At 67.9% G+C, this 11770-nt stretch carries 11 protein-coding genes and 1 tRNA gene; 9 read left to right on the top strand and 3 right to left on the bottom strand.

Annotated elements, in window-relative coordinates; translation table 11 throughout:
• Positions 1–276 precede the first annotated feature (276 nt).
• Positions 277–774: a MarR family winged helix-turn-helix transcriptional regulator gene (locus VEB62_RS05885; RefSeq protein ID WP_324796673.1), complete on the bottom strand. Its 498-nt coding sequence runs from the start codon at positions 772–774 to the stop codon at positions 277–279.
• Positions 775–825: 51 nt separating this feature from the next.
• Between VEB62_RS05885 and VEB62_RS05880 the strand changes: the two genes are divergently transcribed.
• A complete protein-coding gene (locus VEB62_RS05880) occupies positions 826–2214 on the top strand; it encodes a serine hydrolase domain-containing protein (RefSeq protein WP_324796671.1) in 1389 nt (462 codons plus the stop codon).
• A gap of 190 nt (positions 2215–2404) precedes the next feature.
• On the top strand, positions 2405–2803 hold the full coding sequence (locus VEB62_RS05875) for a DUF4279 domain-containing protein (protein ID WP_324796668.1): 399 nt from the start codon (positions 2405–2407) through the stop codon (positions 2801–2803).
• 178 nt (positions 2804–2981) lie between these two features.
• Here the strand turns inward: VEB62_RS05875 and VEB62_RS05870 are convergent.
• Positions 2982–3058 (bottom strand) — tRNA-Arg (locus tag VEB62_RS05870).
• Positions 3059–3356: 298 nt separating this feature from the next.
• Here VEB62_RS05870 and VEB62_RS05865 point away from each other — a divergent pair.
• The 7 genes from VEB62_RS05865 (at position 3357) to VEB62_RS05835 (ending at position 10984) form a co-directional block, all read left to right on the top strand.
• On the top strand, positions 3357–5834 hold the full coding sequence (locus VEB62_RS05865) for a helicase-related protein (RefSeq protein WP_324796665.1): 2478 nt from the start codon (positions 3357–3359) through the stop codon (positions 5832–5834).
• Positions 5831–6118, top strand: a complete 288-nt coding sequence (locus VEB62_RS05860; protein ID WP_324796663.1) for an RNA-binding S4 domain-containing protein — start codon at positions 5831–5833, stop codon at positions 6116–6118. The genes VEB62_RS05865 and VEB62_RS05860 overlap by 4 nt, the downstream gene beginning before the upstream one ends.
• Positions 6119–6185: 67 nt before the next feature.
• A complete protein-coding gene (gene fdxA / locus VEB62_RS05855) occupies positions 6186–6527 on the top strand; it encodes a ferredoxin FdxA (protein ID WP_324796659.1) in 342 nt (113 codons plus the stop codon).
• 59 nt (positions 6528–6586) lie between these two features.
• The gene (locus VEB62_RS05850; RefSeq protein WP_324796657.1) at positions 6587–7336 is read left to right on the top strand and encodes a DoxX family protein; all 750 of its coding nucleotides are present in this window, start codon (positions 6587–6589) and stop codon (positions 7334–7336) included.
• A 256-nt stretch (positions 7337–7592) separates the two neighbouring features.
• Positions 7593–8144 (top strand): CarD family transcriptional regulator, encoded by a 552-nt coding sequence (locus VEB62_RS05845; RefSeq protein WP_324796656.1) that lies wholly within the window; start codon positions 7593–7595, stop codon positions 8142–8144.
• A gap of 304 nt (positions 8145–8448) precedes the next feature.
• On the top strand, positions 8449–10620 hold the full coding sequence (locus VEB62_RS05840) for a PAS domain-containing sensor histidine kinase (protein WP_324796654.1): 2172 nt from the start codon (positions 8449–8451) through the stop codon (positions 10618–10620).
• On the top strand, positions 10613–10984 hold the full coding sequence (locus VEB62_RS05835; RefSeq protein WP_324796652.1) for a response regulator: 372 nt from the start codon (positions 10613–10615) through the stop codon (positions 10982–10984). The genes VEB62_RS05840 and VEB62_RS05835 overlap by 8 nt, the downstream gene beginning before the upstream one ends.
• 155 nt (positions 10985–11139) lie before the next feature.
• On the opposite strand, the gene VEB62_RS05830 is transcribed toward VEB62_RS05835, so the two are convergent.
• On the bottom strand, positions 11140–11643 hold the full coding sequence (locus tag VEB62_RS05830) for a DUF3617 domain-containing protein (protein ID WP_324796650.1): 504 nt from the start codon (positions 11641–11643) through the stop codon (positions 11140–11142).
• Positions 11644–11770: the final 127 nt, after the last annotated feature.

The following is an 11770-nucleotide window of genomic DNA, read 5'->3' as shown; positions in this document are numbered from 1 at the left end:
CTCTGACCTCGTAGTCGATGGCGAGGCGATCCTCCCTGGTCAGGAAGTCGTGAGTGGCGTCGACGGCGTTGCGCCATATGTCGACGACGCGGGGCCCGTCATAAGGCCTGGACTGGCGGAGTTTGACCATGGCGCACGAATGTCGGCCGGCGTTCGGGCGATCAATGTCCGGCCCGCCAGATGTCCGCAACGGGTCGAAAGCTGACATCCATCTGGCCGGCATGAAGGTCCGCTTTCTGGCCGCGGGGAATGACCGCTCCTGGCGCAAGTCGGCTCTCAACCCATTCGCATGGACACTCGATCATAGATCGAAAGCCTGGCCGTCGCTCTTTCGAGCCGGTCGATAGCGTTCAAAGCGTCCTCTGCCTCCTGGTTCAGCTCAATCGCCGCTTCGTTGAGCGCCGCCCAGAGCGGCGCCAGCCGGGCGACGAGGGCTCGGCCGGAGGGCGTGAGCCGGAGCCGTCGAAGCCGGGCGTTTCTTGAATCGGCCTCCCACGTTATGAGCCCGGCCCTGTCGAGTCCCTCGCGGATCTGGCTGACCGAGGCGTGGCTGACGCCGAGGCTGGCCGCCAGTTCGCCGACGGACAGGGCGTCCCGCTGGCTGAGAAGATTCACGACGCCATACCAGCGCTGTTCGAAGGTTTCGCCGCTCTCCTGGTAAAGTCGGGTCGCGTCGCGGTCGATCCGCTCGGACAGTCGCCGGAGCCGGGCGCCGATCGCGGCGGCGCCCCCCTGTCGGCTGAAATCGGAAACGGGCCCTTCGGGAGCAGTCATTGACTTCCGTCGTAAGTGGTTACAAGGAGCGTCGTCAACTGTGGAGGCGTCATGCGCAGACGGGATGTGATGCTGGGGGCAGGCGCCGCTATCGGCTGGTCCCTGACCGGTCCGGCGCAAGCACGACCGCAGACGGTCGCTCGCGTGCCGGCGGCGTGGCTGGACCGTTGGCTGGCGGCGTTCAATGACCCTGACCTTCACGTCTACCAGCGTTTCATACAGGCCAACGCGCCCGCCGTGATCCCCTATCTCGACGACGACCTGGCGGTGCGCGAAGCCACGGGCGGGTTCGAACTTCTGACCTCCGAACTGACCGCACCCGGCGAGATCACGGCCGTGGTGCGGGACCGGGCTTGGGATCGGCGTTCCAAGGTGGTGCTGCAAGCTTCCACCCCGGAGCGCCTTGACGATATTTCGTTCGGCGCGGCGCCAGCCGGCGACCCGGTTCCGAGACTGGACGAGACCGACGCCCTCCGCCTCGCCGCCGAGACGTTTGAGCGGGAAGGCCGGGCGGGCCGGCTGAGCGGGGCGGTTTTCGCCGCGCGCGGCGGGGCGGCTCTTCTTCGCGCCGCTTACGGACTGGCCGACGAGGAGACCCGGACCGCCAACACGCCCGAAACCCGCTTCTGCATCGGCTCCATGGGGAAGATGTTCACCGCCGTCGCGATCATGCAAGCGGTGGACGAGGGCGTGATCGGGCTGGAGGCGCCGCTGCGCGCCTACCTGCCGGACTATCCCAATGCTGCGATCGCCGACGCGGTGACGATCAGGCAACTGCTCACCCACACGGGGGGCACGGGCGATGTGTTTGGTCCCGAGTACGATGGTCACGAAGGCTCGGACGCCCGCCCGGCGCACCTGATCGACCTTTACGGACACCGGGACCCCATGTTCGAGCCGGGTTCGCGCTGGGGCTACAGCAACTACGGCTTCGTCCTGCTCGGCCGCGTCCTCGAGGTCGTCCGGGGCCGGCCTTACGCTGAAGTCGTCGACCGGCAGGTATTCGGGCCGGCGGGCATGACGGCGACATCCCTGAGCTTCGCCCACGCCCGGTCCACGGCCACAGGCTATACCGGCGCACGACCAACGGGGCTGAAGGCCCTGCGTCCCTATGCGGGCCTGCCCGCCGGGGGCGGGTACTCCACCGTCGACGATCTCAACGCTTTCGTCACCGCGTTGAGGAACGGGGCTCTACTACGCGACGGGACGCTGGCCCGAATGACCGAACCCCTGGTGGTGGCCGGCAGCTCGCACTGGGGACTGGGATTCGCGATCAGGACGCGCAACGGCCAGCGGTACTTCGGTCACGGGGGAAGCGCGCCCGGGATCAGCGCCGAACTCGCCGTGTTCCCGCTATATGCGACGATCATCCTGTGCAACCGCGGCCATCCCGCCGCCGTCTGCGCCGCGGATTATGTCGGGTCCCGCTTGCCGGATTGACCGATCCTGTCTGGAGCGGATCACGAACGGCCTTCCATATAGACCGCGATACGAACGCCAAACTCGCGGCCAGAGGCCTGCACCTAGCAGTCATTGCCGAGAATGTGACTGGGCGAGAGGTCCGCTAAGGGTCGGGAGCCGACAGTCACCTAAGGGTGGGAAGGGGACATGAAGGTGATATGGTCTTGGTATGCTCACGCTCGGGATCACAGGCTTTGACGGCAACCCACAGATCGTCACTGACATCCTCGACATCCAGCCGACGTCTGTCGTCCTTGCGGGCGATGTGACGCGCTCAGGACGCGTGGCGAAGTTTAGCGGCTGGTGGCTCGAAGCGCGCGCCGACCGTCTCACGGGCGGTGCCGATCATGACCATGCGGTGAAGGCCTTGGTCGGTGCGGTGCGGGGACGCGCTGAGGCATTTCAGACATTACGAAAGCGCGTTCGGCCAAAAGAAGTGACCATCTATGGCGGCCTCCATCACCGAGGCGATAGCCAATGCGGCATCTGGCTCGATGCGGAGGACATGCTCTGCCTCGGGGAGTGCGGGATTGCGTGGGGCTTAGACTTGTTCGGTGACGATCGCTGAACGTCCCCTATGGGTCGGTACCGGACGGTCGCCTGAGGGTGGAAAGCTGACAATCCCGACAGTTGCCGGGCCGAGTTTTCCCTACCGACAAAAGGGGGGCGCTTCACGGTTTTGTGTCCCCTGTGTGTCCCCGGAGAACCAACGCCCAGACCGAATAGAACTAACCTATTGTAAAGAATGGCGACCCCGGCAGGACTCCAACCTGCGACCTCGGCTTTAGGAAAGCCTTGCTCTATGCGGCTGAGCTACGGGGCCATCGGCCGTGACCTAGCGGGTCGCGGCGCGTGGGGGAAGCGGGGCCGGCGGCGAAAATCGCCGACACGTTCCGTATCCCGCGGCGCGGGACCAAACCCGACGCTTCCCTGTTGTGGTTAATCGTTCTTAAGATACAATATCTTGTGGGGAACAAACCCCGAATCGGGCCGTGTCGGTGATTCGGTCCTGATTCGTTTCGCCCCTGTTCCGCCTGGTCGAGCTTTGCTGTTTACGGATCGGCGGAATCGGCGCGGCGGCGCTTGAGGAACCGGGCGGGAACAGCCACCTTTTCAGTATTATGAGCGACCGCGCCACCGGCCTGGCCCCCTCGCGCGTCGTCGCGGTGCTGGGGCCCACCAACACCGGCAAGACCCATCTGGCGGTCGAGCGGATGCTGGGCCACGCCTCGGGCATGATCGGCCTGCCGCTGCGGTTGCTGGCGCGCGAGATCTACGACCGGATCGTCAAGCGGAGAGGCGCGTCCGCAGTGGCGCTGGTCACCGGCGAGGAGAAGATCGTCCCGCCGCGGGCCCACTATTTCGTCTGCACCGTCGAGGCCATGCCGCTGGAGCGGTCGGTCGAATTCCTGGCGGTGGACGAGATCCAGCTCGTCGCCGATCCCGAGCGCGGCCACGTCTTCACCCAGCGGCTGCTGCACGCACGCGGGCGGTTCGAGACCATGTTCCTGGGAGCGGGGACCATGGCGCCGCTGATGCGGTCGCTGGTCCCCGACGTGGAGATCGTCCAGCGCGAACGGCTGTCGACGCTGAGCTACGCCGGCTCGAAGAAGTTGACCCGCCTGCCCCGGCGCAGCGCCATCGTCGCCTTCAGCACCGAGCAGGTCTACGCCATCGCCGAGCTGATCCGGCGCCAGCGCGGCGGCGCGGCGGTGGTCATGGGGTCGCTGAGCCCGCGCACCCGCAACGCCCAGGTCGAGCTGTTCCAGTCGGGCGAGGTCGACTTTCTGGTGGCCACCGACGCCATCGGCATGGGGCTGAACATGGAGGTCGACCACGTCGCCTTCGCCGGCCTGAGGAAGTTCGACGGGCGGCGGACTCGCTGGCTGCACGCGCATGAGATCGGCCAGATCGCCGGACGGGCCGGGCGGCACCTGCGCGACGGCACCTTCGGCGTAACCGGCGAGGCCATCGAGCTGGATCCCGACCTGGTCGAACAGGTGGTGGAACACCGCTTCGATCCGGTCGAGGCGGCCGAGTGGCGCAACGCCCGGCTTGATTTCGACACCCTGCCCGACCTGCTGCGCTCGCTCACGGTGACGCCGGGCGTGCGCGGGTTGAACCTGACCCAGCCGGCGCTGGACGAGACCCTGCTTCGACGCCTGATCAAGGACGAGGATGTGGCGCGGATCGGCCGCTCGCGCGGGGCGATCATGCGGCTGTGGGAGGCCTGCCAACTGCCGGATTTCCAGAAGACCACCCTGGACGAGCACGCCCGGCTGGCGAAAGACGTCTTCGAGGCCCTGACCGGCAAGCGCGGGCGGCTGACGGCCGACTGGATCGCGCCGCGCTTCGCCGATCTCGACCGCGACGACGGGCAGATCGACCAGCTGTCGGCCCGGCTCAGCGGGGTGCGGACGCTGAGCTATATCGCCAACCGTCCCGACTGGCTGGACCAGGCGCAGGGCTGGCGCGACCGGACCAAGGCGCTGGAGGAGCGGCTCAGCGATGTACTGCACGACCGGCTGACGGCGCGCTTCGTCGACCGGCGCACCACGGCCCTGATGCGGGCCCTGAACGTGCGCGAGGACGCCGTCGCCGACGTCGAGGCGGACGGATCGGTGGTGGTCGAGGGCCATGCGGTGGGGCGGCTGTCCGGCGTCGACTTCCAGATCGACCGGGGCGCCAGCGCGCTTGAGGACAAGGCGCTGCGCCACGCGGCGCGGCAGGCGGTGACTCCGGAGGTCGCGCGGCGGCTGGGCCAGCTCGCGGCGGATGCGGACGAGGCCTTCGCGGTGACGCCCGACGGGGCGGTGCTGTGGCGCGGGACCCAGGCCGGGCAGGTCGCGGGCGGCGACTGGTTCACGCCACGGGTGCGGCTGCTGGGCGAACTCGGGCCCGCAGCGGCGCGGGAGCGGGCGCAGCGGCGGCTGGAGGCCTGGCTGGCGAGCGAGGCCGGGCGGGCGCTCAGGGCGTTGCGACGACTGAAGACGGCGGTCGAGACCGGCGCGCTGAAAGGCTTGCCGCGCGGCATCGCCTTCCGGCTGGTCGAGGCGGGCGGCGTCATCGATCGGCGCGACGTCGAGCGCGACCTCGCCGCCTTGAGCCAGGTCGAGCGGCGGACGTTGAAGAGCTTCGGCGTGCGGCTGGGGGCCCATTCGGTCTGGTTGCCCGCCCTGTTGAAGGGGCGGGGCGCGAGCGTGGCCCGGGCCTTCGTGGCCGGCGAGCCGTTCCGGCCCGGCGCGACGGCCCTCACCCCCCTGCCCGAGACCGCTCCCTCGGCCCGGCTGCTTTCGGCGTTCGGCCTGCGCGCCGTCGGCCGGGTCGCCGCCGGGGTGGAGATGCTGGAAGCGCTGGCCGAGCGGCGGGCGCGGAACAGGGGCGTGCTGGGCGAGACCGATCTGGCCGAACTGGGCGTCACGCTGGAGCAGGCGAAGGCGCTGTCCCTGGCCTTGAAATCGACCCGCGCGCAGCAGCCGGACCGGACCGCAAGCGGCGGCCGGGCGGTGAAGGACTCGCCGTTCGCGGCCCTGTCCGCCCTCGCCGCCCCCGCCGCTCCGGCGCGACGCAAACGGCCTCGCAGGCGGACCGCCAAGTGAGCGAAACCGCATGCCGCATCGACGTCTGGCTGTGGCGGGCGCGGTTCGCGAAGAGCCGGTCGCTAGCCGCCGCCATGGTCGAACGGGGCGCCGTGCGGCTGACCCACAACGGCGTGCAGACCCGGCTCGACAAGCCCAGCCGCAGCGTCCACGTCGGCGACGGCCTGGTGTTCGCGCTCGGCGGCCGTCTGATCGACCTGACGGTCGAGGGACTGGGTGAACGGCGCGGACCGGCGGAGGAGGCGCGGTCCCTCTATGTCGCCCGCGACGCGGGCGCCGGTTGACAGCGTCGACCGCCGGGGTCATCTGCGCAGCCCGTCCCCAGCAACCGCGCGATCGCCCTTCCGCCCAATGACCTACATCGTCACCGACGCCTGCGTGAAATGTAAGTTCATGGACTGCGTCGAGGTCTGTCCGGTCGACTGCTTCTATGAGGGCGAGAATTTCCTCGTCATCGCCCCGGACGAATGCATTGACTGCGGCGTCTGCGAGCCGGAATGCCCGGTCGACGCCATCAAGCCCGACACCGAGGACGAACCCGACGGCAAGTGGCTGATGATCAACGCCGACTACGCCAAGGTGTGGCCGAACATCACCGTCAAGGGCCGGCCGCCCGCCGACGCCGAACAGTTCGAGCGCGAGACCGGCAAGTTCGAGAAATACTTCTCCGAAAAGCCCGGCAAGGGCTCCTGACCGCCGATCCTTTGCGCTGATCCACCCCGCGTGGTCTGCTGCGCCGGGGAGGACGACCCATGCGGGATTTCGGAGATTCGGTGCGGCTGCCGGGACGGTTGATGCTGGCGACGGGTCTGATCGGCTTCGGCCTGGTCAGCCTGTATTTCCATCACCCCGTCGACGGGCTGCAGCCGTTCGACGCGCCGCCTCCGGGCGTCTGGCTGAATGGCGCCGTGCTGTTGCTGGGCGGAGCGGGGCTGGCGTGGAGCCGGACCGCGCGCCCGGCGGCCCTGGCGCTCTGGGGCCTGCTCACCGCGCTGCTGTTCGTCCACGCGCCGGGACTGGCCGCGACACCCCGCGACGCCGTTCGCTGGGTCTCGGCGCTGGAAGTGCTGGGGCTGCTGTCGGCGGCCATGCTGGTCGCCGCGCCGGGGCGCGACGATTTGAAGCTGGCGGCGCGGATGGCGGTCGGCCTGATGCTGATCGTGTTCGGGGCGGTGCACTGGATGTATGTCGACGCGATCGCCGGACTGATTCCGGACTGGATGCCCGGCCGGGCCCTGTGGCCATGGATCACGGGGGCGGCCAATATCGCGGCTGGCCTGGCCCTGGTCAGCGGCGTGCTGGCGAGGACGGCATCGGCCCTGGTCGGCGCCATGTTCGCCTCGTGGATCGTGCTGGTGCACCTGCCCCGGCTGCTGGCCGCGCCAGGGGACCGGAGCGAATGGGTCGCAGGGGCGCTGGCCTTCGCCCTGACCGGCGTGGCCTGGACGGTTCACGGCGCGCTGACACGATCCGGAGAGGATTTACAACCTTCCGTACGCTGACGCTGTGGACGTTTTGAAATTCCGCAGATTTGTGATAGGTTCCTGTCATTGGGTCGGGCGGTCTGCGATTTCTTCGCGCCGCCCGAGTTTGCGACAGAATCCCGTCCATGCAGGCGGGATCGGCCAGAGGTTTGGTGATCCGTTTCCGTTTCGACGACTGACACTAATCGCGCCGACGGCCTTTCGGCCGCCGGACGATGTTCCGTCGTCTCCGCGTTCTCGTCTCGCCCGTCCTCCGCGCCGGGAAAGGAATGACATGACGAACAAGACTGGTCTGGAATTCAAGGTTGGCGACGCGGTCGTCTATCCGGCGCACGGCGTCGGCAAGGTGGCGGCCGTCGAGACCCAGGAAGTCGCGGGCATGTCGCTGGAGGTCTATGTCGTGACCTTCGACCACGAGAAGATGACCCTGCGGGTGCCGACCAAGAAGGCCAAGACCGCCGGCCTGCGCTCGCTGGCCGCCGACGATGTCGTGTCCAAGGCCCTGACCACGCTGAAGGGCCGCGCCCGCATCAAGCGCACCATGTGGTCGCGCCGCGCGCAGGAATACGAAGCCAAGATCAACTCGGGCGATCTGATCTCGATCGCCGAGGTGGTCCGCGACCTGCACCGCGCCGACAGCCAGCCGGAACAGTCCTATTCGGAACGCCAGCTCTATGAATCGGCGCTGGACCGGATGGCCCGCGAAGTCGCCGCGGCCAACCGCATCGACAAGGACGCCGCCGTCCAGCTGCTCGGCAAGTCGCTGAGCGCCAAGAAGGCCGTCATCGCGGCCGCCGAGGCCGCCGAGGAAGCCGAAGCCGCCTGATCGGCTCGCAATCGCTGAACAAGGAAAGGCCCGGGAGCGATCCCGGGCCTTTTGCCTTGACGCGACCAGTCTGCTTCATCAGGAGCCGACAGGCGCCTGGTCCGGGGGTCGGTCGGTTGTCGGCGTCAGGAACCGGGCCGCAAGCTGCGCGTTCGAGCACCTCGAACGGGGAGGGTGAAATGCTCGCGATCGATGGACGGGGAAGCGCCCGGTCGAGAACCGGTGAACCCTTGGCCACCACGAGCAGAAGTCCTGATCATCCAAGGTCGCGGCAGGCCGCGCGGCCAGGCCGCGGAGGTCTGGCTTGACCGACGTACAAGACGGCGTGGGCCTGACCGAGTTCGACGCTCTTGTCGCGGCGGCTCCCAGTGCGCTGGATGCCATTCCGGGCGCTGTCTATCTTTGCGATTCTGACGGATGGCTCGTCCGGTACAACAGCGAGGCCGTGGCGCTTTGGGGGCGGGATCCCCGACAGGGCGGCGCGCAGCAGTTCTGCGGATCCCACAAACTATATCTCCTCGACGGCACCCCGCTGCTGCGCGAGAACTGTCCGATGGCGGACGCCGTCAGGACCGGGCAGGAGACCCGGAACGTCGAAGTGGTCATGGAGCGGCCGAACGGAGACCGGTTCACGGCCCTGGTGAATATCCGGGCGCTCCGCGATCACGATGGACGGATCCAGGGCGCGATCAACTGTTTCCAGGACATCAGCGCCCACAAGTCTCTGGAACAGGCGATGGCGCGGACGAACCGCGATCTGGAGGACTTTTTCGAGAACAGCGCCGTCGGGCTCCACATCGTCAGCGGCGACGGCATCATCCTCCGGGCGAACCGCGCCGAGCTCGCGTTGCTCGGCTATACGGCGGAGGAATACGTCGGCCGGCACATCGCCGATTTCCACGCCGATGAAGAGGCGATCGACGAGATCCTGACCTGCCTGTCGCAAGGCGGGGTCCTGGATCGCCGTCCGGCCCGGCTGCGTGCGAAGGACGGCTCGATCCGCCACGTGCTCATCACTTCGAATAGCCGGTTCGAGGATGGGAAATTCGTCAGCACGCGCTGTTTCACCATCGACGTCAGCGACCTCGAGCGATCAGAGAAGGCGCGCCGGGACAGCGCCGAGCGGCTGAGGGCCACCTATCAGGCGGCCATGGTCGGAATCGCGGAGGTCGACGAGTCGGGGCGCTATGTCCGCGTGAATGACGCGCTCTGCGGAATTCTGGGCCGCTCCCGGGAGCAACTGCTCGCGACCAACATCTTCGACATCACCCATCCCGACGACCGGGACGGTGAACGGGAGGAATACCTGCGTCAGGTACGGGGCGACCGCCCGACCTATGCGACCGCAAAGCGGGCGCTCCGGCCAGACGGAACGGAAGTTCATGTGGAAGTGACCAGTTCCTCCGTGATGGATGAGGAAGGGCGGTTCGCCTACGGCGTACGGGTCATGCGGGACGTGACGGAACGCCGTCGGATGCAGCGCGAGATCGAGGATAGCGAACGCCGGCTCCGGGACCTGCTCGAGTTCCTCCCGGCCGCGATCTACACTACGGACGCCGAGGGCAAGATTACGTTCTTCAACGAGGCGGCGGTGGAACTGGCGGGCCGGGAGCCCAAGCTCGGCAGCGATTCATGGTGCGTCACCTGGAAGCTCTACTGGCCCGACGGCTCGCCGATGCGCCACGACGAATGTCCCATGGCGACCGCACTGCGGGAGAACCGGCCCATCCGGGGCGGAGAAGCGATCGCCGAACGTCCCGACGGAACCCGCGTGCCCTTTATTCCCTACCCGACGCCGCTGCGCGACGGCCAGGGCAGGCTGATCGGCGCGATAAACATGCTCGTTGACATCACCGACCGGAAGGAGGCCGAAGCGCGCCAGAAGGTCCTGATCGACGAACTGAACCACCGGGTGAAAAACAGCTTGGCGACGGTTCAGTCACTGGCCTTGCAGACCGTTCAGCACGCCGACGGCCTCGAGGATTTCGCAACGACCTTCCAGTCCCGGCTGATCGCCTTGGCGAGGGCGCATGATCTGCTGACAGAGCGCAATTGGATGGGCGCGCCGCTGAAAGACCTCGTACGGGACATCGTCGCTCCCTACAGCTCCAGCGACCACCGGATGCGGATCGAGGGCCCGCCGGTGGACCTCACGCCGCGCGCAGCCCTGGCCCTGACCATGGTGTTCAGCGAGATGGCCACAAACGCCGCGAAGTACGGATCGCTCAGCCGCTCGTCCGGTGTGCTGTCCGTGCGCTGGCAGGTCTCCCCGGGCGCGGAACCGGCGCTGAACCTGAGCTGGATTGAGGAGGGCGGGCCGGAGGTGCGCGTCCCAACCCGCCGCGGCTTCGGCACCCGCCTGATCCGACGCTGCATCGAGCGTGACCTGGATGGGAAGATCGAAATTCGTTTCGACCCGGCCGGAGTCCGCGCCGAGATCAGCCTCCCCCTGGACTCAGTCCGCACCCATGACTGAAGTGACGAGGGTTCGGGTTCTGCTTGTCGAGGACGAGGGGGGAATAGCCCTCCTGCTCGAGGACATGCTGGAGGAACTCGGTTGCGAGATCGTGGCCTCCGTGGCGCGGATCTCCGGGGCGCTGGACGTCGCCGCTTCGCAAGCGTTCGACCTGGCGGTTCTGGACGTGAATGTCGCCGGCGAGACGTCTTTCGACCTGGCCAGATTGCTGCTGGAGCGCGGTACGCCGTTCGTGTTCAGCACCGGGTACGGCGCGACGGGCCTGCCGGCGGACCTCGCCTCCTGTCCGGTCCTGTCCAAGCCCTTCACCCTGGAAAACCTGCGTCAGAAAATCCGCGAATGCATGGGGCCGGGCGGCGGATAGTCTCCGGCCGCGGCAGCCGCCTCGCCCCTTCTGGCGCGTGGAGCGCCAACGCCCGAGCCGACTTACGAAAGACCTCTACGGCAACCCCGACGAACTGTCCGCAATGGGTCGAAAGCGACGCGCGCAGTGCCTGCTTCCGACCTCCGGGACTGTCCTCAGAAATACTCGGCGTTGGCCGGGCACTGGGCCGCGAGGCGGCGAGCGGTGATGCTCGCCGGCAGATAGGGCGTGCCGCGCGCCAGCTGGGCCCCGCCGCGGAAGCTGAAGCTCTCCTGCTGGTAGGTGCCGTTGAGGCGAACATTGACGCGCCGCCCCTTGCGGTCGGTGCAGGTCCCCTCGAAGCGGGCGTTGCCGTTGCCGACCTGGCGCACCGGATAGGTGCACTGCCAGCGGCGGGTCGAGAGGCCGCCGAAGAAGCGGTTGATCTCGCTGGGCCGGACGCATTTGGTCTCGGTGTCGCGCACGCCCACCGCGCTGGTGGTGTACTCCCAGTAGCCGGGCAGCACCGTGTCCTCGCTGGACTGCGGCGCCATGGCGGCGCGCGGCGCGGCGGGGGCCGCCAGGAACAGGGCGCCGGCGATGACGGGGGCGGCCGTCAGGGCCATGCGGGCGAACACGGAAGACTTCATGGCGGCCTCGGCGTTGAACATCGGTCTCATGGCTAATGTACATATATGGCGGGATTTGAACGGCGGCTGAACGGCTCCGTTGCATCCTCCAAGTCTTGACGGGACGAGGATTCCTCCTCTATACGCCCCCCTCTCGCGCGGGATGACCTCCCGCGCG

It is taken from the genome of Brevundimonas sp. (assembly GCF_035626975.1).
Taxonomy (GTDB): domain Bacteria; phylum Pseudomonadota; class Alphaproteobacteria; order Caulobacterales; family Caulobacteraceae; genus Brevundimonas.
Note: the sequence above shows the minus strand (reverse complement) of the source record. Positions and strands in the feature narration are given on the sequence as shown.

Bases quoted from the DNA above. Each gene is read 5' to 3' on its own strand.
- VEB62_RS05885 (WP_324796673.1), bottom strand. From the start codon at position 774: ATGACTGCTCCCGAAGGGCCCGTTTCCGATTTCAGCCGACAGGGGGGC.
- VEB62_RS05880 (WP_324796671.1), top strand. From the start codon at position 826: ATGCGCAGACGGGATGTGATGCTGGGGGCAGGCGCCGCTATCGGCTGG.
- VEB62_RS05875 (WP_324796668.1), top strand. From the start codon at position 2,405: ATGCTCACGCTCGGGATCACAGGCTTTGACGGCAACCCACAGATCGTC.
- VEB62_RS05865 (WP_324796665.1), top strand. From the start codon at position 3,357: ATGAGCGACCGCGCCACCGGCCTGGCCCCCTCGCGCGTCGTCGCGGTG.
- fdxA (WP_324796659.1), top strand. From the start codon at position 6,186: ATGACCTACATCGTCACCGACGCCTGCGTGAAATGTAAGTTCATGGAC.
- VEB62_RS05850 (WP_324796657.1), top strand. From the start codon at position 6,587: ATGCGGGATTTCGGAGATTCGGTGCGGCTGCCGGGACGGTTGATGCTG.
- VEB62_RS05845 (WP_324796656.1), top strand. From the start codon at position 7,593: ATGACGAACAAGACTGGTCTGGAATTCAAGGTTGGCGACGCGGTCGTC.
- VEB62_RS05835 (WP_324796652.1), top strand. From the start codon at position 10,613: ATGACTGAAGTGACGAGGGTTCGGGTTCTGCTTGTCGAGGACGAGGGG.
- VEB62_RS05830 (WP_324796650.1), bottom strand. From the start codon at position 11,643: ATGAGACCGATGTTCAACGCCGAGGCCGCCATGAAGTCTTCCGTGTTC.